Consider the following 22,902-nt stretch of genomic DNA (forward strand, 5'->3'; position numbering starts at 1 on the left):
TATCGTCCAGCGCCGGCGGGGATGCCGGCAAGGACTGCTTTGTGACTTGCTTTCCTCATGAAAACCGTACCTCGTGCGCGCGTTGCCGCGCTTCCGCTGGCCATTGCCACAGCCTTCCCTTGTCTTCTTTCCAGCGCCACGGCCTGGGCCCAGACGTCCGACACGCCCTCGCTGGCGACCGTCACCATCACCGAAGAGCGCGGTGTTGCCACACCGCTGGTGAAGCCTTCCACCGCCGGCAGCCGGCTGGAGCTGACACCTTTCGAGACCCCCGCCAGCATCGCCATCGTGCCGGGTGAACTCGTCCGCGCGCTGGGCACGACCTCGGTCATCGAGGCCAAGACGCTGGCCCCCGGCATCAGCTCGGCCAACAGCCCGGGCAACGGCGGCAACGTGCTCAACGCCCGCGGGTTCACCGGGACCAACTCGGTCAAGCAGCTCTACAACGGCCTGGAGCTCAACAACGCCGGCGGCGTGGTGAGCTTTCCCTTCGACCCCTGGAACGTGGAGCGCATCGAAGCGCTGTACGGCCCGGCATCGGTGCTGTACGGCGCCGGCGCCATCGGCGGTGCCGTCAACGTCGTCAGCAAGCGGCCGGACCCGACGAAGTCCTCGCACGAGATCGGCCTGGGCATCGGTTCCGACAACTCGCTGCACGAGGCCCTCAGCAGCACCGGGCCGCTGGGCGGCGGGTTCTCCTACCGCTTCGACCTGAGCCACCGCCGTTCGGACAACTGGGTGGACCGCGGCCAATCGGACACGCTGGCGGTGTCCGCCGCTTTGCGCTTCGATGCCTCGCCCGACCTGAACTTCGTGCTGGCCACCGACCACGGCCGCCAGAAGCCCATGCACTACCTGGGCACACCGGTGTTCAATGGCGCGCCCGTGCCCGGCACCGAGACGAAGAACTACAACATCGCCGACAGCGATCTGTTCTTCCAGGACAAGTGGATCACGCTGGACACCGAGTGGAAACCATCGACCGGCATCACGGTGCGCAACACGCTCTACAACATGGAGCACAACCGCCGCTACCGCGACGTGACCGTGTTCACCTACCAGCCGACGACCGCCACGGTGCGGCGCTCCAGCTACCGCGACATCTCCTACTCACTGCAGACCCAGCGCGGCGTCAACACCTACGCCACCTTCAAAGGGGAGGTGGCCGGCATGAAGAATGAGTTCCTCGCCGGAGTGCAGGTCGAGCGCAGCTTCTACGACCGTTTCGACAACAACCGTGGTGGTGCCACTGTGGTGGACGCGCTCAACCCGGTGCCGGGGCAGTACCGGCAAGGGTGGTTGGGCGAGTCCATTCCGATGTACTACCTGAAGCTCGACAAGGTGGGCGTCTTCCTGGAGAACCGCCTGACGCTCAACCAGCGCTGGTCCGTCGTGGCGGGACTGCGCAGCGACAGCTACCGCACCGAGCGCGAAGACCGCCAGGTGAATCGCATCACCCACGGAAAGGTCAGCGGCACCAGCGGCAGCCTGGGTGTGGTCTTCCATCCCGTGCAGGATGTCGCGCTGTACGGACAGATCGCCACGGCGCAGGACCCGGTCACCTCGCTGGCCAGCATCGGCGCAAACCAGCAGGGCTTTGGCCTGTCGCAGGGTCGGCAAGTGGAAATCGGCCTGAAGCAGGCCCTGTGGGGCGGTCGCCTGGAGTGGACGCTGGCGGCCTACCACCTGGTCAAGAAGGACCTGCTCACCGCCAACCTGGCCAACCCCACGATTCAGGAGCAGGTCGGCCAGCAGTCCTCGCGCGGCATCGAGGCGTCCGTGGCCACCCGCCTGGGTGCCTGGCGCTTCGAGGCCAACGGCACAGTGCTGGACCCGAAGTTCGATGATTTCAAGGCTCAGGTCGGCAGCGCCACGCGGCAACTGGCAGGTCTTGTGCCGATGACCGTGCCCAAGCGCGCGGCCAATGTCACGGCCTTCTGGGACTTCGCGCCGCAATGGACCGCCCGCACCTCGCTGCAGTACGTGGGTCAGCGTTTCGTGAACAACACCAACACCGCCTCGCTGCCGTCCTACACCGTCGCCAACGCCGGCGTGAACTGGCGCGCCATGCGCGGCCTGACGCTGGATCTGCGCGTGGACAACCTGTTTGACAAGTCCTACGCCACGCAGGGTTCGGAGGTGCAGTGGATTCTCGGCCGCCCGCGCACGGTGTGGCTGTCCGCCACCTATGCGTTCTGAGCCATCCCTGCGACCGGGGCGGCGGTCGCTGCTGCTGGCTGCGGGCGCCGCCGCCTTGCTGCCCTCGCGGACGGTGGCGGCGCAGGGCAGCGCGACGACCATCACCGACGACCTGGGTCGCCGCGTCACGCTGAGCTTGCCGCTCAGGCGCGTCGTGGTCTTCAACCGGTACACCACCGAGTTCATCCGCGCCATCGGCGCCATGCCGGCGGTGGTGGGCGTGGACTTCGACGGCGGGAAGTTCCCGGACTACTGGCCCGGCGTGACGCGGGACATGCTGGCCGGCAGCGGCCAGTCCCAGGTGAACTTCGAGGCCATCGTGGGCATGCGGGCCGATGCCGTCTTCATGCCGCGCAACAGCGACTGGAAGAAGACGGCCCAGGTGTTGCAGGCTTTCGGCATTCCGGTCGTTGTTGTCACGGGCTGGGATCTGCTCAAACACGAGTGGAATGTCGCCCTGCTGGGCCGGCTGTTCGGCCGGCCCGAACCGGCACGGCGCCTCAACGCCTTTTACCGCCACTGGCGCGATGCGCTGCGCACCCGGCTGCAGGGGGCCGAGCCCCGGCGCGTGTATTTCGAGGAGGTCGGTGACTACAAGACCGCGCTCCAGGGTTCCGGGTGGCACGACATGATCGAGGCCGGGGGTGGGCAGAACGTGTTCGGCGACATCCAGCTGCCCGGGGGCACGTCCGCGCGCGGCAACGTGCAGAACTTCGAGGTGGATCCGGAAGAGGTGCTCGCGCGCCGGCCCGAAGCCATTGTCAAGCTGCAACCCGGCCAGTACCTGCCGCACCCGCGCGCCTTCTCGGTCGAGCTGTTGAACCAGCTCGCAGCCCGCCCCGGCCTGCAGGCATCGTCCGCGGTTCGCGAAGGGCAGGTGTACCACCTGAGCTACTACATGGCTTCGGGCTGCTCCAAGATCACCGGGGCGCTGCAGATCGCGCAGTGGCTGCACCCGCAGCGCATGCAGGGCATCGACCCTGAATCGGTGATGGGCACCTGGCTGCACGACTTCCAGGGCGTGCCACCGCAACGCGGCTATGCCTATTCCCTGAAGGGAGTGCGGCCGTGAACGTGTCGGCGCTGCAGCGGGACATCGCGGTTCTGCGCGCCAGCCGCTGGCGCGTTGCACTGCTGGCCGCGCTGGCGCTTCTGGGCGCGGCCCTGGCATCGCTGAGCCTGGGCGTGCAGGCGCAATCGGCCCGGTCGGTGCTGACCGAACTGCTGTCCCTGCTGCCCGGGCTCGACGCCTTGTCGAATCCAGGCCCCGCGCGCGAAGTGCTGCTGCAACTGCGCCTGCCGCGCACGGTGATGGCGCTGGTCTGCGGTGCGGGCCTGGCCATGGCCGGTGTCGCCATGCAGGGCATCACCCGAAATCCGCTGGTCAGCCCGTACACCCTCGGCATTTCGCCCGCGGCCGCGTTTGGCGCGTCCATCGCCATCTTGCTGGGCTGGAACACACTGCCTGGCACAGGTGCCTACTGGACGGTGGGCATGGCCTTCTTTGCCGCCCTAGTCTGTGCGGTGGGCGTGCTCGGGCTGGCGGCGCTGCGCGGTGTCAATGCCATCGTGCTGGTGTTGGCCGGCGTGGCCTTCACCTATCTCTTCGGCGCGCTCACCGCCACGCTGCAGTTCTTTGCCAGCGAGCAGCAGCTGGCCGCCATCGTGCACTGGACCTTCGGCTCGCTCAATGGCCGCAGCTGGCACGAAGTGATGGTGGCCGGTGGGGTGTGGCTGCTGTGCGCGCCGGTGCTGCTGGTGCATGCGGGCGCGCTCAATGCATTCAGCGCGGGTGGCGACGATGTGGCGGCGTCGCTGGGCGTCGCGGTGGCGCGCACGCGCATCGCGGTCACGCTGGCCGCGGTGTTGTCGAGCGCGGCCATCGTCAGCTTCACCGGTGTGATCGGCTTCGTGGGTCTGGTGGCACCCCACATTGCGCGCCTGCTGATCGGCGGCGACCACCGGGCCCTGTTGCCGTTCGCCGCCCTCGTGGGCGCCTTGCTGGTGCTGCTCGCCGACATGGCGGGGCGCCTGCTGTTCGCTCCCGTGGTCGTGCCGGTGGGCATCGTGGTGGCCTTCGTCGGTGTGCCGCTCTTCCTGCACCTGCTGCTGACGCGGCGCAACGAGATGGCCTCATGAGCACCACGCCCCTGGTCCTGGCCGAGAGTCTTCGCAGCCGCTATGGCCGCCGTGGAACGCCGGAGGTTCTGCAGGGCATCGGTTTCTCGCTGGCCGTCGGCGAGGTGCTGGGTCTCATCGGTCCCAACGGTTCGGGCAAGAGTTCGCTGCTCAAGTGCCTGGCCGGGTTGCGCCCACTGACCGACGGCCGGCTGGCGCTGCAAGGGCGGCCATTGGCGGCCTACACCCGAGCCGAACTCGCCCGCACCGTGGCTTACGTGCCGCAGCACACCGGCCCGACCATGTCGCTGCGTGTGCTGGACATGGTGATGCTGGGTCGCTTGCCGCACCGGGGCCGCACCTCACCGGCCGAAGACCAGCGCATTGCCTTGGCCGCCATCGAGCGCCTGGCGCTGGAGCCGCTGACCTTGCGGCACTTCAGCGACCTCAGTGGGGGAGAGCGCCAACGGGTGCTGATGGCCCGGGCCCTGACCCAGCAAGGCCGCCTGCTGCTGCTCGACGAACCCACCAGCGACCTGGATCTGCGGCACCAGCTGACGACCTTGCAGACGGTCCGCGACCTGGCCGACCACGGCGGCGTGGGGGCGGTCATCGCGATCCACGACCTCGCCCTGGCCGCGCGTTTTTGCGACCGGCTCCTGATGCTGCGGGGTGGCCGGCTGCTGGAGGCGGGGCCATCCACCGACGTGCTCACCCCCGCCAACATCGAGGCGCTGTTCGATGTCGGTGCACGCGTCGGCACCGACGCCGGCCTGACCTACGTGATTCCGACCACGCCATGAACACCACCTCCCAACCACAGCGCGTGGCCATCCTGCTGGCCAAGGCATCGATCACCGGCGCAGCCGGCCGCGAAATGGAAGAGCTCGCCCAGCACGCCCTGACGAACACCTGTTTCGACAAGGTCGTGCACGCGTTCAGCGAACAGGGCAGTCCAAGCCTGCGTGAGGTGCTGGAAGGATTGAGCGATTCGGCATCCGTGACGGAAATTCTCATCGTGCCGTGCATGGTGCCCATGGAGCCCGGGTTCAAGACCTGGATCACCGGTGCCGTGCAACGCTGGCAACGTGAGCGAGGGGCGAGAGGAGGGCGCGCCCTGCCAGGTGTGTCGATCGCCCAGGCGCCGAGCCAGTCCGCCGCGGTGGCGGTTCTGCTGCAGGCGCTGCTCGAGGGCCCGGCCAGCGCGATCGCGGCGGGGCAGGGTGCCATCGCGACAGCGGGTTCGGTGATTCCACCGCAGAAGCGGCGCGTGCTCGTCTGCCAGGGCGGGCCGTGCAATCACGCGGGCGCTGCACTGGTCTGGGGTCATCTACGCAACGAACAGAAACGGCTGGATCTGCGCACCACCGGCGACGGCATGATGAGCGCTCGCACGAGTTGCCTCGGTCCGTGCAACCTTGCCCCCGTGGTGCAGGTGTTTCCCGAAGGCACCTGGTACGGCGGGGTCGATGAGGCCGGCGTGGACCGCATCATCTCGGGGCACCTGCTGCAGGGCCGGCCCGTGCCGGAGCTGGCGTATGCGGTGACACCAGAGAAGCAGGTCTTGCGCGCAAGCATCCCGCCAGAGGGTGTCACGGATGCGCATTGACCTGGCCGGTTGGACCCGGGAGGCCACGCGCGGCGATCCGAGGGCGTTCTTTGCGCTGTTCGAGACCGCCGACCAATTGGGCTTCGACGGCGTGTGGTTCAGCGAATTCCGCCTGGCTTCGCCGGATTGGCCTTATCCGTCGCCATTGCTGTTGGCCGCGGCCTTGCTGGCCAGGACCGAGCGGCTGCGTGTCGGCACCGCCGTGCTGGTCTTGCCCTTGCATCGGCCGCAGTTGCTGGCCGAAGAGCTGCAACAGCTGGCGTTTCAGAGTGGTGGACGAATCGATGTCGGGCTGGGTCGGGGCACCGATGCCGCCACGCTGGGCGCACTGCGGATCGCACCCGACGAGACGCGGTTCCTGTTCGAGCAGGCGTGCAAAGTCTTGCAAAGCGGACCCCATCCGCCGCTGTACATCGCCGGATCGACCCCGGAGAGCATCGGCTTTGCCATTCAGCGCGATCTGCCGTTGCTGCTCAGCCTGGAGCCCCCCGAGGCGCGCCAGCTGGCCCATCTCGACGCGATCGCAGGCGATGCGGCACCCGGTTTGCGTGCACGGTCTTCCTTGGCGCGGTACGTCTGCATCGCCAGGACCAACGCCGAGGCCAGGGAACAACTTGAACAGCTCTGGCCTCGCTTGTACGAGCGCCGCGTGTACTTTGCCGGCCAACGGGGCGTGAAAGCCAGCGAGGTGCCGCCCATCGACACCGCGCGGGCGTTGCAGGCGCAATTCGTCTGGGGAGACCCCGAGCAGTGCCATGCGCAGATGGCCGCACTCCATCAACGCACCCGGATCGACAACCTGCGCTGTGTGTTCAATGCCAATGGCTTGCTGGACAACGCTTGCGCCATGGAAGGGATGCGGCTTTTTGCCAGAGAGGTGCTTCCCGTCGCGCGATCTCTTTAACTTTACATAATATACATCGTGGAATATTTAAGAGATCCCATCGTCCGATGAGATTCCGCTCAGCTGGCCACCGCCAGGATGACATCCGATGCTTTTACCAGCGCCGTCACCGTCACGCCCGTGGCCAGCCCGAGTTCGCTCACCGCGCCCTGGGTGACGATGGCCACCACGTTCAAACCGTCCTCGGTCTTGAGCGTGACTTCCGCATTCACCGCACCCGGCGCGATGGCGTGGACCGTGCCTTCGATGCGGTTGCGTGCCGACACCTTGGCGCCTTGCAGGTCCGTGGCCAGCAACACCGACGACGCCTTGACCAACACGACCACCGGCAGCTCCGTCTTGAGCCCCAGCGTCTGCGTGCTTTCGCGGGTGATGATCGCGGCCAGCCGCTGCCCGCCGGGCAAGGTCACCTCGACCTCGTCGTTGACGGCGCCCGACCGCACCGCCGTGACTTTCCCGATCCATTGGTTGCGTGCGCTGGTCTTCATGTTCAGTACCTTCAGAATGGAAAACTCCTGGTCCAGATCCATGGCCCCCTGGTCCAGGAGTTCGACAAAGCGCTGGTGGATCGCATCCACCTTTTCATAGCGCTCGATCAGCAGACGGCCATGTTCGGTCAGGCGGGTCGAACCGCCGCCCTTGCCACCGACGGCGCGCTCGATCAAAGGCGTCCGCGAAAGCTCGTTCATCCGGTTGATCGCGTCCCAGGCGGCCTTGTAGCTCATCCCGAAAGCCTTGGCCGCTTGCGTGATGGAGCCGTGCTTGTCGACCGCGCGCAGCAAGGCCACGCGGCCATGGCCCCCCAGGCTGTCGCCCCCCACAGAGATCCAGATCGATCCGCGGACATCGAGTCGATCGCCACCTTTGCGCCGCTTGGTCACCATGTCCGTACCCTCTCCACGACCTTGCCGCCGTCGATGCAGATCACCTGTTCCGCCAGACAGTTCACGTCGTCGTCGTCATGCGTGATCAGCAGCATCGGCAGCTGGAGCTCGATCTGCAGGGCCTTGAGTTCGTTTCTCAGGCGCTCCCGCAGCCCCTTGTCCAGGGCCGCGAAGGGTTCATCCAGCAACAAGGCGCGTGGGTCGGTGACCAGCGCCCGGGCCAAGGCGGTGCGCTGCCGCTGCCCGCCGGAAATCTGGTGGGGGTAGTGCCCGGCCACCGATTCGAGGTGGAACGACGAGATCCAGCGGTCCACGCGCTCGTCCCTGACGGCCTTGTTCGGGTTCGTCCAGCCGCGGCGCAAGGCAAAGGCCACGTTCTGGACGACGGTCAGGTGAGGAAACAGCGCGTATTCCTGGAACACGTAGGCCAGCCGCCTTTCCTGCGGCGTGGCGACCTTGCCCTGAGCGGTGTCGCAAAGCACCTGCCCTGCCACCACCACCCTCGCCTCCTCCGGTGTGCCGAGGCCGGCGATCATGCGCAGCGTCTGGGTTTTGCCGGCCCCCGATGGGCCAAAGATCACCACGCGCTGCGCGGCGGTGCGGAAGTCCACATCGAGCTCGAACTGTGAGCCCCCTTGGCGCAGGCGCTTGCGCAGCCTGACATCCCAGGTCATGGTCGAATGCTCTGTGTCGGTATCGCCGTCCATGCGAGAGGATGCCACGGCGTGGGCAAGCGGTGTGTCTCGGTACATGTCAAGCCCGCGCGGCCACGCGGCCCGGCACCAACCGCCCTGCGCTCAGCAGGACTGCCATGCAGGTGATCGACGTCACCGCCACGAGGAAGTTCGCTGTGTGGTCCTGCCCGGCCTGCACGGCTTCGTAGACTGCGATGGAAAGGGTCTGTGTCTTGCCCGCGATGCTCCCGGCCACCATCAGCGTGGCGCCGAACTCGCCCAGCGCCCGGGCGAACGACAACAGCAGACCGGCGAGAATGCCGCGCCATGCCAGCGGCAATGACACCCGGAAAAACACCGCCCACTCGTTGACGCCGAGGGTTCGGGCGGCATCCTCCAGTTGCGGGTCCACCGTTTCAAACGCCGCGCGCGCGGCCTTGAACACCAGCGGGAAGGACACGATGGTGGCCGCGATGATCGCCGCCGGCACCGTGAAGATCAGGCGCAGGCCGAAGTGTTCGAGCAACCACGCGCCGAGCACGCCGTGGGTGCCGATCACCACCAGCAAGTAGTAGCCCAGCACCGTGGGTGGCATCACCATGGGCAGCGTCAGCGCGGCGTCCAGCACCTCGCGGCCGGGGAAGCGCCACCGCGCCAGTGCATAGCCCACGCCCACACCCAGCAGGAGGTTGATGGCCGTGGCCCAACCCGCCACCTTGAGCGTGAGGGCCAGCGGTATCCAGGCTTCTGCCACGGTGCGATCCGATCCCGGGAATCAGGGCTTGCCGAACCCGTATTTGCCGAGGATGGCCTGTGCCGGCGCGGTGAAGAGAAAGTCGACGAACTTCGCCCCTTCTGCGGCATTGGGGCCGGCAGGCAGCGGCGCCACAGGGTACAGAATGGGCTTGGGGGTCGGCACGGTGAACGCGACCTTGACCTTGTCCAGCATGATGGCGGCGTCCGTCGAATAGACGAAGCCGGCATCGACCTCCCCTCGCGCCACGTAGTCCAGCGCCTGGCGCACGTTGGTGGCACCGATCATCTTGGGTTCGATCGCCCCCCAGAGTTTGGCACCCTCCAGCACGCTCTTCGTGTAGCGGCCCACCGGCACGCTCGCGGGGAGACCGATCGCGATGCGGGCATAGGTCGACTGGGCGAGATCATTGGTCGATTTCGGCACATTGGCGCTGGCGCTGGGCACGATGACCACCAGCGCGTTGGACACAAAGTTGCGCCGCTGGGCCTCCTTCACCAGACCCTGCGATTGCGCCTGGTCCATGGTTTCCTGGTCGGCGCTGGCGAAGACATCGGCCGGAGCGCCTTTGGCAATCTGCTGCAGCAAGGCGCCCGAGGCGGCAAAGTTCAGTTGCACCTTGGTGCCGGGATTCGCGGCCTCGAACAAGGGCGCGATTTCGCGAAAGGCGTTCGTCAGGCTGGCCGCGGCCGAGACCGTGACGTCGGCCGCGTGCGAGGCCATGGCGAAACCGGCGGCCAGAACGAAGGTCAGGGATCGGGTGGCGAAGGTTTTCATGGGCGTCTCATGGAAGGTGGTGAATCGCAATATCCAAGTATATACAGCGATGCATCTGTTTTCCTGCAGCATGTTGATTTTCAAAGGATATCTCTCTGCCCTATCGCAGTATCCCCACCGGAATTTTGCCTTCGCGCGAGCACAAAAAAACCCGGGCCACTTTTCAGTGGCCCGGGTTTTGTGAAAGCGTGGGGCGCCCCAGGCGCCCAGCGCATCAATCCTCGACGAAGGCTTCTTCGCGCTTCTTCTTGATCGACGGCAACAGCACGATGAGCAGCAGCATCACGGCCACGGCCAACAGCGATGCCGAGATCGGGCGGGTCACGAAGACCGACCAGTCACCGCGCGAGATCAGCAGGGCGCGGCGCAGGTACTCTTCCATCATCGGCCCCAGGATGAAGCCCAGCAGCAAGGGGGCGGGTTCGCAGCCCAGCTTGATGAAGATGTAGCCGATCACACCGAAGGCGGCGACCATCCAGATGTCGAAGCTGTTGTTGTTGGTCGAGTACACGCCGATCGCGCAGAACAGCACGATGGCCGGGAACAGCCAGCGGTAAGGCACGGCCAGCAGCTTGATCCACATGCCGATCAGCGGCAGGTTCAGGATGATCAGCATGGCGTTGCCGATCCACATCGAGGCGATCAGGCCCCAGAACAGTTCGGGGTTGCTGGTCATGACCTGCGGGCCCGGCTGGATGTTGTGGATGGTCATGGCACCGACCATCAGCGCCATCACGGCGTTGGGCGGAATGCCCAGCGTGAGCAGCGGGATGAACGAGGTCTGCGCACCGGCGTTGTTGGCCGACTCGGGACCGGCCACGCCGCGGATGTTGCCCTTGCCGAACGGGATCTCACCGGGCTTGAGCTTGACCTTCTTCTCGATCGTGTAGGCGGCAAAGGCCGACAGCAGTGCACCACCGCCGGGCAGGATGCCCAGCGCCGAACCCAGCGCCGTGCCACGCAGGACGGCGGGCAGCATGTGCTTGAAGTCTTCCTTGGTCGGCATCAGGCCGTGCACCTTGTCGGTGAACACCTGGCGCTCGCCTTCGGGGTGCGACAGGTTGTGGATGATTTCGCCGTAGCCGAACACACCCATGGCGATCACGACGAAGCTGATGCCGTCGGTGAGTTCCGGGATGTCGAAGCTGAAGCGGGCCACGCCCGAGTTCACGTCGGTGCCCACCAGGCCCAGCAGCAGGCCCAGCACGATCATGGCCAGCGCCTTGACGAGCGAACCCGAAGCCAGCACCACGGCGCCGATCAGACCCACGATCATGAGCGAGAAGTACTCGGCGGGGCCGAAGCTCAAGGCCACTTCGGTCAGCGGCGGCGCGAAAGCCGCCAGCACCAAGGTACCCACGCAACCCGCGAAGAACGAGCCCAGGCCGGCAGCGGCCAGCGCGGGGCCCGCGCGACCCTTCTTCGCCATCTGGTGGCCGTCGATCACGGTCACCACCGACGACGATTCGCCCGGGAGGTTGACCAGGATGGCGGTGGTGGAGCCGCCGTACTGCGCGCCATAGTAGATACCGGCCAGCATGATCAGCGCGGCCACCGGCGGCAGGCCGTAGGTGGCAGGCAGCAGCATGGCGATGGTGGCAACCGGGCCGATGCCGGGCAGCACGCCGATGAGGGTGCCCAGCAGACACCCCACCAGCGCGTACAGGATGTTCTGGAAAGTGAAGGCGACGCCGAAGCCCAGCGTCAAGTGGTCAATGAGTTCCATGAAAAGAGTCTCCGGATCAGGCGGTCAGGAAAGCAGGCCACACCGGGAACTGCAGATTCAGTGCGTAGACGAAGGCGAAGTAGCTGCCCGCCGCCAGGATGGTGGCGAGGATCACCGACTCCTTGAGGCTGGAGCCGGGGCGCGCGTAGCCAGCAACGATGACCAGCGCGTAGATCGCGACGATCAGGCCGAAGGCCGGGAAGCCCACCGAAGGGAGGCCGACCAGCAGCATGCCGAACACCAGGTTGGCACCGATGATGAAGCCCAGGGGGCGCCAGGCGGCTTTGCCGATGGGGTCACCATCGGTGGCCTTGCTCTTGAACGACTGGAGTGTCACCAGAACGCCAAGAATCGCGAGCACAATGCCCAGCAACAGGGGGAAGTAGCCGGGGCCCATGCGGGCCGCGCTGCCTACCGTGAAGTTGGTCGCGCCGATGGCAAACGTGATGCCAACGATCGTGAACATGAGTCCAGAAAAAAAGTCCTTTTGGCTTGCCAATTTCACGGCATCTCCTCAATTTGTGGGTGTCGGGGGCGATTTTGATGCGGCTGCGCCATTTGGCGCATGTGGGTTACACCTACTTCGGGCCTCTTGAGCCAGAAGTCTGCGAACCGCTGACGCGGCTTCACCACTTACCTTTGGGTTGCTGGGCGCGCACAAAGCCCGCAATGATATCGGCGGAAGCCTGCCGATTGGCCTTCCGGGCAAAATCAATCGCATTCAGGCCCTGCTCGTTCTTGAGCAGCGGGTCCGCCCCCTCTTCCAGCAACAGCTTGACCACGGCCGCGCTGCCGTAGTGGGCCGCCATCATGAGCGGGGTGGTCTTGTTGGGCGACTCGGCGTCGATGTAGGCGTGGTGCTCGAGCAGCAGGCGCACCATGGCGGTGCTGTCATCACCCGCATGGCTGGCGGCATAGTGCAGGGGTGTCCAGCCCGTCTTGTTGACCTCGGCTTTTCGCTCAATCAGGCGCCTGGCCAGGTCCAGCTTGCCTTTGATCGCCGCGATCATCAGAGGGCTCTCGTCCTTGCTGGTGCGGGCTTCCACATCCACCGGCTTCTGGCTGAGCAGAAAGCTGGCCACCTGCGGCGCGTCGTCGCGAATCGCCAGGTACAGCGCATGCTCGCCTTCGGGATTGCGGGTGTTCAGGTCGAAACCCCGCTGCGCCAGTTGCCTCACGGCGGCAGCATCGTCCTTCTTGATGGCGATGAAAAAGTCGTCGAACGAGCTTGCCCAGACCGCTCCCATCCCAAGAGCAGCAAAGGAAATAATCCATTTAAAAACAATGGACTTTTTTATATATTTCATGTTTCGGATGAAGTTTTTCAAGTGGTGACCACCTGATCGAACAGCTGCTCGAAATTGCGGCTGGTCGCCTCTGCCACCGCCTCCACACTGAGCCCCTTGAGTTCGGCGACCTGCCGGGCCACGAAGGGCACATACGCCGGCGTGTTCGTCTTGCCGCGGTATGGCACGGGCGCCAGGTACGGGCTGTCGGTCTCGATGAGGGTGCGGTCCAGCGGCACATACGCCGCCACTTCGCGCAGATCGGCCGCGTTGCGAAACGTCAGGATGCCGGAAAACGAGATGAAGAAACCGAGGTCCAGCGCGGCACGGGCCACGGCCATGCTTTCGGTGAAGCAGTGGAAGACGCCCTTGGCGGGCCCCTGCCCCGCACGGCTGTCGGACGCGAAGCCGCCCTCCTCGCGCAGGATGGCCACGGTGTCGTCGGACGAGCTGCGCGTGTGGATCACCAGGGGCAATGAGGTTTGTCGAGCGGCGCGGATGTGGACGCGGAAGCGCTCGCGCTGCCACTCCATGTCGGCCACCGTGCGCTCGCCCAGGCGGTAGTAATCGAGTCCGGTCTCGCCGATGCCCACCACGCGCGGCCGCGCCGCGCGCTCGAGAAGGTCTTCCAGCGTGGGTTCCTGCACCTCGTCGCTGTCGGGATGCACGCCCACGGTGGACCAGAGGTGGTCGTGATCGCGGGCCAAGCTGTAGACGTCTTCAAATTCTTCCAGCGTGGTGCAGATGCACAGGGCGCGGTCGACCTGGGCTTGAGACATGGCCTCAAGGATGTCGGGCAACTGGGCCCGCAGCTCGGGGAAGCTGAGATGGCAGTGGGAGTCGGTGAACATGGGAAAAGAAGGCCGGCGTGAAAAAGCCGATGGGCACACCGCATTGTGCGCCGCATCGGCCGACGGGGAATCGGGACCTCAGAGTGTCTGGGTGGCCCGGTCGGAACCGAGGCTGGAACCCAGGATCTCCTCGATCTTGAGCTTGAGCTGGCGCGACTTCTCGTCCGCCGGAAACCGGATGCCCACGCCCTGCGTGCGCGCGCCCTGGGCCTTGGCCGGCGTGACCCAGGCCACCTTGCCCGCGACCGGGTAGCGCTGCGGATCGTCGGGCAGGCTGAGCAGCACGTACACGTCGTCACCCAGCCGGTATTCGCGCGACGACGGAATGAATATGCCGCCGTCCGCGAACAAGGGGATGTAGGCGGCATACAGGGCCGCCTTTTCCTTGATCGAGAGCTGGATCACGCTCGGCCGCGCCACTGCGGCCGATGGAGGGGGAGTGGTGCTCATGGTTGGCGAGTTTAGCGGCAATGCCCTATCGCGCGGGTGGTTTTGAAGCCGCCGCGCTCGCCAGCACCTGCCGGGTGCGAGCCGCCCAGGCTTCCTGCATCAGGCCGGCGTTGTAAGGATGCTCCACCGAGCGCGCGGCGGTCATGAGTTCGCGCGACCACTGCGCCAGCGCGCCCCAGCGCGGTGTCGGGGGCAACTGGTCGGTCTGAAAGAAGCGCGCGGGCGCACCGGCGGCCCGCGCCATCAGGTCGTGACACAGCTTTTGCAGCACGGCCAGTTGCTGGGCCGGTGGCCAGCCGTTCAGGGTGCCCCAGTCGCCCCGGGCCAGGGCCTGGGGCAGCTGCGCCCAGGTCGTGCCCTGCAGACCGGTGGCGGCCCAGGCCAGGGCGTCTTCGGGTCGTCCCCCTGCCGCCTGGAGCCACACGGCCGCCTGCGCGCGGTCGGCCGCCTTGTTGTCGTCCTGTGCCCGTTGCACCAGCCAGTCCAGCGCCTGCGCCTCCTCGGGCCAGACCATGTTATGCGTCTGGCAACGGCTGCGGATGGTGGGCAGCAACTGGTGCGCGGCCTCGGTGGACAGCACGAAACGCACCTCGCCCACCGGCTCTTCGAGCGTCTTGAGCAGCGTGTTGGCCGACTCCATGTTCATGCGCTCGGCCGGGTGCACCAGGATGACCTTGGTGCGGCCGCGCGAGCGCGTGGACTGCGTGAAGCCAACCGCGTCCCGCGCGCCCTCCACCCGGATGAGCTTGCTCGGCTTGCGCTTCTTGTCGTCGATCTCTTTCTGGGCGCCCTCGTCCAGCGGCCAGCCGAGCTCCAGGCTCAGCGTCTCCGGCATGAGCACGCACAGATCGGCATGGGTGCGCACGTCGATCGCGTGGCAACTGCCGCACACGCCGCAAGCGCCGTCCGCGGTGGGTTGCTCGCAAAGCCACGCGCGGGCGAGGGACAGCGCCAGGTCGTACTGGCCCAGGCCCGACGGCCCGGACAACAGCAAGGCATGGCCGCGCTGGGCCAGCAGGCTGTGCAGTTGGGTCTGCAGCCAGGGTGCCAGCTGGCTCATGCGCGCGCCTCGGTCGCCTGCAGCCAGCCCCGTTGCTCGAAAGCCTGCCGCACCTGCTGCCAGACCGCCGCCTTGGGCTGGTCGGAAGCGATGCGGGCAAAACGCCCGGGCGCGCCTTCCATGCGCTGCGCGTAGCCCGCCGCGACCCGCTCGAAGAAGGCCTGCGGCTGCGATTCAAAACGGTCCGGCACCCGGGCGGAAGCCAGGCGCTGCGCCGCCACCGCCGGCGGCAGATCGAACCACACGGTCAGGTCGGGCTGGCGAAGTTCAGGGGTGCCCGGCTGCCCTTGCACCCAGCGTTCCAGCTGCCGCAGGACGTCCAGGTCAAACCCCCGCCCGCTGCCCTGGTAGGCAAAGGTGGCGTCGGTGAAGCGGTCGCATAGCACCACCTCGCCGCGCGCCAGGGCCGGCTCGATGACCTGCTGCAGGTGATCGCGGCGGGCCGCGAACATCAGCAAGGCCTCGCTGAGCGGGTCCATGGCGTCGTTCAGCACCAGTTCCCGGAGCTTTTCTGCCAGTGGCGTGCCACCGGGTTCACGGGTCAGCACGACATGGCGCCCGGCGGCCCGGAAGGCGTCGGCCAACGCGGCGATGTGGGTGGATTTGCCCGCGCCGTCGATGCCCTCGAAGGTGATGAAGAGTCCGGTCGGGTCCATGGGCGGCTCAGCGGCGCAGGATGTAGCGTTGCACCGCTGCATTGTGCTCTTCCAGCGTGGCGCTGAACTGGCTGGAGCCGTCGCCGCGCGAGACGAAATAGATGGCGTTGGTCTGCTGCGGACGCACGGCCGCCAGCAGCGAGGCCATGCCGGGAATGGCAATGGGCGTGGGCGGCAGGCCGGCCCGGGTGTAGGTGTTGTAGGCGGTGTCGGTCTGCAGGTCCACGCGGCGCAGGTTGCCGTCAAAACGTTCGCCCAGGCCGTAGATCACCGCCGGGTCGGTCTGCAGCCGCATGCCGATGCGCAGGCGGTTGGAGAACACGCCCGCGACGCGCCGGCGATCGCTCTCCAGGCCGGTCTCCTTCTCGATGATGCTGGCCAGGATGAGCGCCTCCTCGGGCGTGCGCAGCGGCGACGCGGCGTCTCGCTGTTCCCAGGCCTGGGTCAGGCGCTGCTCCATGGCCTGCGCGGCCTGGCGCAATACGCTGGAGGCCGGGGCGCGCGTGACCACGCGGTAGGTGTCGGGGAAGAAGCGCCCCTCGGGGTGCCGGCCCGCATAGCCGATGAACGCCATGATGTCGTTCTGGCTCATGCCCTCAAGGTCCTGCGTGAGATCGGGCGAGGTGCGCACGGCCTGCAGCACCTGGCGGATGTTCCAGCCCTCCAGCAGGGTGATGCTGCGCAAGGCCTGTTCGCCCCGCACCAGCTTGGACAGCAGCGTGCGAGGGGTGGTGCCGGGCGGGATTTCGTAGGTGCCGGCCTTGATGTCGCGGGCCTGGCCGGACAAGCGGAACCACGCGTACAGCAGTTCCGAGGGCGTGTTCACACCAGCGGTCTCCAGGACGTCGGCCACCGACTGGGCCGAGGCCCCCGGTTCGATGGTGACCAGCAGCGGGTTCTGCGCTGTCGCGCTTGCCGCCAGCGGCAGCGGCTGCTGAAGCCACCACAGGCCGCCCGCAGCCAGCAACATGCCCAGCAACAGGGGCACGACCAGCAGCAGTTTCAGGAGACGGATCACAGACGTGGGCTCAGCAGGGACAAGGCGTGGAGAACCGGCGAGGAACCGGGCCGGCCATGATAATCGACGCCATGAGCACCTCGACGATTCCCACCCACCTCCCCGACGGCCTCGCCACCAGCGGCGTTGCCCCGCTGCCGCATTTGGGCGTGATCCGTGTGGAGGGCGAGGACGCCACCAAATTCCTGCAGGGGCAGCTCACGCAGGACTTCGTCCTGCTCGACCCGTCCGAGGCCCGCCTGGCCGCGTTCTGTTCGGCCAAAGGCCGCATGCAGGCCAGCTTCGTGGGACTCAAGCGAAGCCCCGACGAGATCCTGCTGGTCTGCAGCCGCGACCTGCTGACCACCACGCTCAAGCGCCTGTCCATGTTCGTGCTGCGCGCCAAGGCCAGGCTCAGCGACGCGAGCGAGGCCTATGCCTTGTTCGGTCTCGTGGGCAGCTCCGTGCCGCCGGCCCTGCCGCCCGCCTTGTGGAGCCAGTCGCGCGACGGTGAGGCCAGGGTGGTGCGCCTGTACCCGGCCGAAGGCCTGGCGCGCGCCTTGTGGGTGGCGCCCTCGCAGGCCGAAGCGCCGAAGGGCAAGCCCCTGGCCGACTCGCTGTGGCAGTGGCTCGACGTGCGCAGCGGCGTCGCCACGCTGAGCCAGCCGGTGTTCGAGGCCTTCGTGCCCCAGATGCTGAACTACGAATCGGTCGGCGGCGTGAACTTCAAAAAGGGCTGCTACCCCGGCCAGGAGGTGGTGGCCCGCAGCCAGTTCCGGGGCACGCTCAAGCGCCGCGCTTATGTCGTGCATGGGCAGACGCCGATGGCCGCCGGCCAGGAGGTCTTCCACGACGGCGATGCCGAGCAACCCTGCGGCACCGTGGTGCAGGCCGCGGCCCACCCCGTGGCCGGTTTTGACGCCATCGTCTCGCTGCAGACCAGCGCCGCCGCGCAAGGCAGCCTGCACGCCGGCAGCGCGGCCGGCCCCGCGCTGCAACTGCTGCCCCTGCCCTACCCCCTGCTGGACGACATCTGACGACCAAGGCCGGTGCGCCATGTGCCTCATCGCCTTCGCCCTTCACGCCGACCCGGGCTGCCCCTTGCTCATCGCGGCCAACCGCGATGAATTTCTGGACCGCCCGACCGAGGCCCTGCACCGCTGGACCCTGGCCGACGGCACCGACATCGTGGCCGGGCGCGACCTGCGCGACGGCGGCACCTGGCTCGGCCTGAGCCCTCGCGGGCGGGTGGCCATGCTCACCAATGTGCGGCAGACGCACGCCGGCCCGGGGCCCCGCAGCCGGGGCGAACTGGTCACGCGCTGGCTCCAGGGCCACGGCGATGAAATCGATGAAGACCGGCTCGCCGCCACGATCGACCCCGGCGCCTACGGCGGCTTCAACCTCGTGGTCGGTGACTTCCACCGCCAGCGCTGGACCTGGCTGAGCAACCGCCATCCCGACGCGCCGCACGAAGCAGCGGGCGCCGGCCAGCTGTACCGCAAGGCGCTTCAGGCCGGGGTCTACGGCCTGTCCAACGCGAGCCTGGACACGCCCTGGCCCAAGACGCAACGCCTCAAGCAAGCCGTGGCCGATGCCCTGGTGGGCCTGCACGAACGCACCGCCTCCGACGACTGGATGCAGCCCCTGGCGCGCACGCTCACCGACCGCACGCAGGCGAACGCGCCCGAGCTGCCGCACACCGGCGTGCCGGATGACATGGAGCGAGCACTGTCCAGCCCGTTCGTGCACATGCCCGGCCGCGCCTACGGCACCCGCAGCAGCCTCGTCGTGAGCGCACGGCCTGGTGCCGGCGAAGGGTGGGAGGTGCGCATGGACGAGTGGACCCACAACCACGCGGCGCTGGATGCCCCGTTCGAGGCGGTGCCGCACCGGCGCGAAACGCTGGTGTGGTGAATCAGAGCTTCGCGATCATTTCCTGGTGCGGGATGCCCGCCTCCTCGAAGGCCTCGCCCCGGCGCTCGAAACCCAGGCGGGTGTAAAAGCCTTCGGCGCTGCGCTGGGCATGCAGCATCACCTCGGCATCGCCGCGCTCGCGGGCCGCGCCCATCAGCGCATGCAGCACATCGCGACCCAGCCGCCCGCCACGCAGCGAGCGCTCCACCGCCATGCGGCCGATGCGCGCCACGCCCGGCTCGTGCGGCAGCATGCGGCCCGTGGCCACCGCGCGGCCCAGCCGGTTGTAGGCCACGGCATGCAACGCCACCGCATCGGCTTCGTCCCATTCGAGTTCCTTGGGGATGCGCTGCTCTTCCACGAACACCGCCGTGCGCAGGCGCTGCGCATCGGGGCCGAGCTCGCTCCAGAGGCCCACGCGCACCGAGCTCATGGGCTCGCCGGCCTCGTAGCCGTTGAGGGCCTCGCGCAGTGCGGGCGGCACCGGGCGGGACTTCTGCGTGGCGGGGTCGGCGAACACGTAGATCAGCTCGCCGCTGATCAGATGCTCGTCGCCGCGAAAGATCGCCCCCGTGAAGCTGAGCGACGAGGTGCCGATGCGGCTGCACTTCATGGCCACGTCGATCTGGTCGTCCACCCGCGCCGAGGCGTGGAACTCCACTGTGGCCTTCACCACATACAGATCGCCTTCGAGCTGCTCCATGGTCTCGTGGTACGGCAGCGCCAGGGCGCGCCAGTAGTCGGTCATGGCCGTGTCGAAGTACATCAGGTAATGCGCGTTGAACACGATTTTCTGCATGTCCACCTCGGCCCAGCGCACGCGCAGGCGGTGGAAGAAGCGGAAGTCGGACCGGGTCAGGCTCATCTCAGGCGGCTCCAAAGGCGTTGCGCAGCGCCAGGGCCGCGTGTTGGTGGGCGGTGCGCGCCTGGGGAATGGCGCGACCGAAGTTGATGAAGCCGTGGACCACGCCGGCATAGATCTCCAGGTCCACCGCCACGCCGGCGTGGCGCAGGCGGTCGGCGTACATCACGCCCTCGTCGGTCAGGGCGTCGCATTCGGCCAGCCCGATCCAGGCCGGCGCCACGTCGTCGAGGTCGCGCGCGTGGCCGCTTTCGTCGACGCCGTCCAGCGGCGCGAAGCGCCAGTCGTCGCGGTCGGCGGCGCTGCGCAGGTAGTGGCCGAAGAAGTAGCTGATGTCCGCCTCTTCGAGCAGGAAACCCTTGGCGAAGGTCTGGTGGCTCACGGTGTCCTGGTGGCCCGCGCAGCCGGGGTAGAACAGGCATTGCAAGGCCAGCGGCCAGCCGGCGTCGCGCGCGGCGATCGCCGTCACCGCCGCCAGCGTGCCGCCGGCGCTGTCACCACCCACTGCGATGCGCGTGCCGTCCAGCCCGAGCGCACCGGCCTGCCCGCGCAGCCACACCAGGCTGTCCCAGGCGTCGTGCACCGCCGTCGGAAATTTCGCCTCGGGGGCGAGGCGGTAGTCCAGCGACAACACGGCGCAGCCGGCGAGGTGGGCCAGTTCGCGGCACAAGGGGCCGTGGGTGGCCACGCTGCCCACCGTGAAGCCGCCGCCATGAAAGTACAGCAGCACCGGCAGCGGGTGGTTCGCCTCGGGCACGAAGAGGCGCGCCGGCAGCTCGGCGCCGTCGCGCGCGGGGATGCGCAGGTCCTCCACCCGGGCCATCGGCTGCGAAGGAATCTCCAGCACACCCGCCCCGGCCTCGTAGGCGGCTTTGGCCTTGTCGGGGGGAAGCGCATGCAACGGCGGGTGCCCGGCGCGGGCGATGCGGTCGAGCACGCCGCGCATCATGGGCGTGAGCAGGTCGCGGGGATCGGGTGAGGTCGGCATGGGATGCGATTGTGGCTGTCTTTTGCGCGACCCGTGCAGGCCCTGCACCATAGGCAAGACCCGGGGTCAACCGTATAGTTTTCGCTCCACGGAGACAGAACCACATGGCCCAGATTCTTTACGTCACCAACATCCTGATCGATTTCGGCGCGCTGGCGCAGTTGAAGGCGGAATGCGAGCGCGTCGGCATCACCCGCCCGCTCGTCGTCACCGATGCGGGCGTGAAGGCCGTGGGCCTGCTCGACAGAACCCTGGCCGCCCTGCCCGGCCTGCAGCCCGCCGTGTTCGACCAGACGCCCTCCAACCCGACCGAAGCGGCCGTGCGCGCCGCCGTCGAGGTCTACCGGCAGGCCGGCTGCGACGGCCTGATCGCGCTCGGCGGCGGCAGCGCCATCGACTGCGCCAAGGGCGTGGCCATCGCCTCCACGCACGAAGGCCCGCTCAAGACCTACGCCACCATCGAAGGCGGCTCACCGAAGATCACCGACCGGGTGCCGCCATTGATCGCCGTGCCAACCACCGCCGGCACCGGCAGCGAAGTGGCGCGCGGCGCCATCGTGATCGTGGACGACGGCCGCAAGCTGGGCTTCCACAGCTGGCACCTGGTGCCGAAGACAGCGTTGCTCGACCCCGAACTCACGCTGGGCCTGCCGCCTCTGCTCACCGCCGCCACCGGCATGGACGCCATCGCCCACTGCATGGAAACCTTCATGGCGCCGCCCTTCAACCCGCCGGCCGACGGCATCGGCCTGGACGGCCTGCAACGCGGCTGGGCGCACATCGAGCGCGCGACCCGGGACGGCCAGGACCGCGAGGCCCGCCTGAACATGATGAGCGCGTCCATGCAGGGCGCGATGGCCTTCCAGAAGGGCCTGGGCTGCGTGCACTCGCTCAGCCACAGCCTGGGTGGCGTGAACCCGCGCCTGCACCACGGCACCCTCAACGCGGTGTTCCTGCCCGCCGTGATCCGCTTCAACGCCGAAGCCGAGTCGATGAAGAAGGACCACCGCCTGCAGCGCATGGCCCACGCCATGGGCCTGGCCAGCGGCAGCGACGTGCCCGACGCCGTCAAGGACATGAGCCGGCGCCTGGGCCTGCCCGACGGCCTGGCCGCCATGGGCGTCACACCCGAGCTGTTCGACCGCGTGATCGAAGGCGCGCTGACCGACCACTGCCACAAGACCAACCCGCGCCTGGCCAGCGCGGACGACTACCGCGCCATGCTGCAAGCATCGATGTGATCAGCCCTCGGACATGCGCGCGCCCACGTGCACCTCGCCGCGCGCTTCGGCCAGCTCCACCTGGCGCTGGCGCTCGGCCAGGCGGGCCTTTTCCTCCGGGCTGCGCTGGTCGTGGCAATGGGCGCAGCTCACACCCTTGACGTAATGGGCTGAGGCCTTGTCCTCGGCGCTCAGCGGCCAGCGGCACGAGCGGCAGAGCTCGTGCGGGCCGGGCACCAGGCCGTGGCCCACGCTCACGCGCTCGTCGAACACGAAACAGTCGCCCTGCCAGGTGCTCTGCTCGGGCGGCACCTCTTCCAGGTACTTGAGGATGCCGCCTTCGAGGTGGTAGACCTCGTCGAAGCCGCGCATCTTCATCAGCGCGGTCGACTTCTCGCAGCGGATGCCGCCGGTGCAGAACATGGCCACCTTGGGCTTGCGGCCTGCGGCCTGCAAGGCCGGTTGCGCGTCCAGCCAGGCCGGCAGTTCGGTGAAGGTCTTGATGTTCGGGTTGATCGCGCCCTGGAAGGTGCCGATCGCCACCTCGTAGTCGTTGCGCGTGTCGATCAGCAGCACGTCCGGGTCGGCCAGCAAGGTATTCCAGTCCTGCGGCTTCACGTACTGGCCCACGGTCTGGTTCGGGTCCAGGCCGGGCACGCGCAGCGTGACGATCTCCTTCTTCAGCCGCACCTTCATGCGGTGGAACGGCGGGTGGTCGCTCCAGGAGGTCTTGTGCGGCAATTGCGCCAGGCGCGGGTCGGCGCGCAGGTGGGCGAGCACCGCGAGCACGCCGGCTTCCGGCCCGGCGATGGTGCCGTTGATGCCCTCGCGCGCCAGCAGCAGCGTGCCCTTGACGCCATGGGCCTCGCAGCACGCCAGCAGCGGCTCGCGCAGGTCGGCGTGGTCCGGCAGATCGACAAACTGGTACAGGGCGGCGGTGAGATAGGCAGGCATGGGGGGATTATCCCGC

The 22,902-nt window shown here is 67.7% G+C and carries 24 protein-coding genes; 9 read left to right on the forward strand and 15 right to left on the reverse strand.

What is annotated here, in order from left to right; genetic code table 11:
* Window positions 1–57 precede the first annotated feature (57 nt).
* From AC07ZS_RS02040 to AC07ZS_RS02065, 6 genes are read left to right on the forward strand one after another with little or no spacing between them, the layout of a single operon-like run.
* Window positions 58–2,199, forward strand: coding sequence for a TonB-dependent receptor (locus AC07ZS_RS02040; protein WP_494796967.1), 2,142 nt, complete (start codon window positions 58–60; stop codon window positions 2,197–2,199).
* Window positions 2,189–3,271, forward strand: a complete 1,083-nt coding sequence (locus tag AC07ZS_RS02045) for an ABC transporter substrate-binding protein (protein ID WP_494796968.1) — start codon at window positions 2,189–2,191, stop codon at window positions 3,269–3,271. Before AC07ZS_RS02040 ends, AC07ZS_RS02045 begins: the two co-directional genes overlap by 11 nt.
* Complete coding sequence (locus AC07ZS_RS02050) at window positions 3,268–4,338, forward strand: FecCD family ABC transporter permease (protein WP_494796969.1); 1,071 nt, start codon at window positions 3,268–3,270, stop codon at window positions 4,336–4,338. The genes AC07ZS_RS02045 and AC07ZS_RS02050 overlap by 4 nt, the downstream gene beginning before the upstream one ends.
* Entirely contained in the window at window positions 4,335–5,120 is a 786-nt protein-coding gene (locus AC07ZS_RS02055) for an ABC transporter ATP-binding protein (RefSeq protein ID WP_494796970.1), read from the forward strand. Before AC07ZS_RS02050 ends, AC07ZS_RS02055 begins: the two co-directional genes overlap by 4 nt.
* A complete protein-coding gene (locus AC07ZS_RS02060) occupies window positions 5,117–5,926 on the forward strand; it encodes a (2Fe-2S) ferredoxin domain-containing protein (protein WP_494796971.1) in 810 nt (269 codons plus the stop codon). The genes AC07ZS_RS02055 and AC07ZS_RS02060 overlap by 4 nt, the downstream gene beginning before the upstream one ends.
* A complete protein-coding gene (locus tag AC07ZS_RS02065; protein WP_494796972.1) occupies window positions 5,916–6,830 on the forward strand; it encodes an LLM class flavin-dependent oxidoreductase in 915 nt (304 codons plus the stop codon). The genes AC07ZS_RS02060 and AC07ZS_RS02065 overlap by 11 nt, the downstream gene beginning before the upstream one ends.
* Window positions 6,831–6,889: 59 nt before the next feature.
* Here the strand turns inward: AC07ZS_RS02065 and AC07ZS_RS02070 are convergent, their stop codons facing one another.
* The 12 genes from AC07ZS_RS02070 to mltG form a co-directional block, all read right to left on the reverse strand.
* Window positions 6,890–7,714, reverse strand: coding sequence for a TOBE domain-containing protein (locus tag AC07ZS_RS02070; protein ID WP_494796973.1), 825 nt, complete (start codon window positions 7,712–7,714; stop codon window positions 6,890–6,892).
* The gene (locus AC07ZS_RS02075; protein ID WP_494796995.1) at window positions 7,708–8,388 is read right to left on the reverse strand and encodes an ABC transporter ATP-binding protein; all 681 of its coding nucleotides are present in this window, start codon (window positions 8,386–8,388) and stop codon (window positions 7,708–7,710) included. Before AC07ZS_RS02075 ends, AC07ZS_RS02070 begins: the two co-directional genes overlap by 7 nt.
* Before the next feature lie 79 nt (window positions 8,389–8,467).
* Window positions 8,468–9,142 carry a molybdate ABC transporter permease subunit gene (modB, locus tag AC07ZS_RS02080; protein WP_494796974.1) on the reverse strand — a complete coding sequence of 225 codons (675 nt, stop codon included), beginning with the start codon at window positions 9,140–9,142 and terminating at the stop codon, window positions 8,468–8,470.
* A gap of 21 nt (window positions 9,143–9,163) precedes the next feature.
* A complete protein-coding gene (gene modA / locus AC07ZS_RS02085) occupies window positions 9,164–9,919 on the reverse strand; it encodes a molybdate ABC transporter substrate-binding protein (RefSeq protein ID WP_494796975.1) in 756 nt (251 codons plus the stop codon).
* A 214-nt stretch (window positions 9,920–10,133) separates the two neighbouring features.
* A complete protein-coding gene (locus tag AC07ZS_RS02090) occupies window positions 10,134–11,645 on the reverse strand; it encodes a tripartite tricarboxylate transporter permease (RefSeq protein ID WP_494796976.1) in 1,512 nt (503 codons plus the stop codon).
* 16 nt (window positions 11,646–11,661) lie between these two features.
* The gene (locus AC07ZS_RS02095; RefSeq protein ID WP_494796977.1) at window positions 11,662–12,150 is read right to left on the reverse strand and encodes a tripartite tricarboxylate transporter TctB family protein; all 489 of its coding nucleotides are present in this window, start codon (window positions 12,148–12,150) and stop codon (window positions 11,662–11,664) included.
* Between the two features lie 121 nt (window positions 12,151–12,271).
* Window positions 12,272–12,973 (reverse strand): ankyrin repeat domain-containing protein, encoded by a 702-nt coding sequence (locus tag AC07ZS_RS02100; RefSeq protein ID WP_494796978.1) that lies wholly within the window; start codon window positions 12,971–12,973, stop codon window positions 12,272–12,274.
* Entirely contained in the window at window positions 12,970–13,782 is an 813-nt protein-coding gene (locus tag AC07ZS_RS02105; protein WP_494796979.1) for a TatD family hydrolase, read from the reverse strand. Before AC07ZS_RS02105 ends, AC07ZS_RS02100 begins: the two co-directional genes overlap by 4 nt.
* A 78-nt stretch (window positions 13,783–13,860) precedes the next feature.
* Entirely contained in the window at window positions 13,861–14,232 is a 372-nt protein-coding gene (locus tag AC07ZS_RS02110; protein ID WP_494796980.1) for a PilZ domain-containing protein, read from the reverse strand.
* 25 nt (window positions 14,233–14,257) lie between these two features.
* Window positions 14,258–15,292, reverse strand: coding sequence for a DNA polymerase III delta subunit-related protein (locus AC07ZS_RS02115; protein ID WP_494796981.1), 1,035 nt, complete (start codon window positions 15,290–15,292; stop codon window positions 14,258–14,260).
* Window positions 15,289–15,948 (reverse strand): dTMP kinase, encoded by a 660-nt coding sequence (tmk, locus tag AC07ZS_RS02120; RefSeq protein ID WP_494796982.1) that lies wholly within the window; start codon window positions 15,946–15,948, stop codon window positions 15,289–15,291. Before tmk ends, AC07ZS_RS02115 begins: the two co-directional genes overlap by 4 nt.
* 7 nt (window positions 15,949–15,955) lie before the next feature.
* On the reverse strand, window positions 15,956–16,963 hold the full coding sequence (gene mltG, locus AC07ZS_RS02125; protein WP_494796996.1) for an endolytic transglycosylase MltG: 1,008 nt from the start codon (window positions 16,961–16,963) through the stop codon (window positions 15,956–15,958).
* A 74-nt stretch (window positions 16,964–17,037) separates the two neighbouring features.
* Here mltG and ygfZ point away from each other — a divergent pair, with 74 nt between their 5' ends.
* Together ygfZ and AC07ZS_RS02135 are read left to right on the forward strand one after the other, a co-directional pair.
* Window positions 17,038–17,982 carry a CAF17-like 4Fe-4S cluster assembly/insertion protein YgfZ gene (gene ygfZ, locus AC07ZS_RS02130; RefSeq protein ID WP_494796983.1) on the forward strand — a complete coding sequence of 315 codons (945 nt, stop codon included), beginning with the start codon at window positions 17,038–17,040 and terminating at the stop codon, window positions 17,980–17,982.
* Window positions 17,983–18,001: 19 nt separating this feature from the next.
* A complete protein-coding gene (locus AC07ZS_RS02135) occupies window positions 18,002–18,862 on the forward strand; it encodes an NRDE family protein (RefSeq protein WP_494796984.1) in 861 nt (286 codons plus the stop codon).
* A 1-nt stretch (window position 18,863) separates the two neighbouring features.
* Here AC07ZS_RS02135 and AC07ZS_RS02140 read toward each other — a convergent pair whose 3' ends face one another.
* The gene (locus tag AC07ZS_RS02140) at window positions 18,864–19,727 is read right to left on the reverse strand and encodes a YbgC/FadM family acyl-CoA thioesterase (RefSeq protein WP_494796985.1); all 864 of its coding nucleotides are present in this window, start codon (window positions 19,725–19,727) and stop codon (window positions 18,864–18,866) included.
* Between the two features lies 1 nt (window position 19,728).
* Complete coding sequence (locus AC07ZS_RS02145; protein WP_494796986.1) at window positions 19,729–20,712, reverse strand: alpha/beta hydrolase; 984 nt, start codon at window positions 20,710–20,712, stop codon at window positions 19,729–19,731.
* Window positions 20,713–20,816: 104 nt separating this feature from the next.
* On the opposite strand from AC07ZS_RS02145, the gene gbd reads away from it, so the two are divergent.
* Window positions 20,817–21,953 (forward strand): 4-hydroxybutyrate dehydrogenase, encoded by a 1,137-nt coding sequence (gene gbd / locus AC07ZS_RS02150; protein ID WP_494796987.1) that lies wholly within the window; start codon window positions 20,817–20,819, stop codon window positions 21,951–21,953.
* Here the strand turns inward: gbd and trhO are convergent, their stop codons facing one another.
* Window positions 21,954–22,886, reverse strand: a complete 933-nt coding sequence (gene trhO, locus AC07ZS_RS02155; protein WP_494796988.1) for an oxygen-dependent tRNA uridine(34) hydroxylase TrhO — start codon at window positions 22,884–22,886, stop codon at window positions 21,954–21,956. It lies immediately after the preceding gene.
* Between the last annotated feature and the right edge of the window lie 16 nt (window positions 22,887–22,902).

The sequence above is a fragment of the Hydrogenophaga sp. GW456-12-10-14-TSB4 genome (assembly GCF_059424305.1).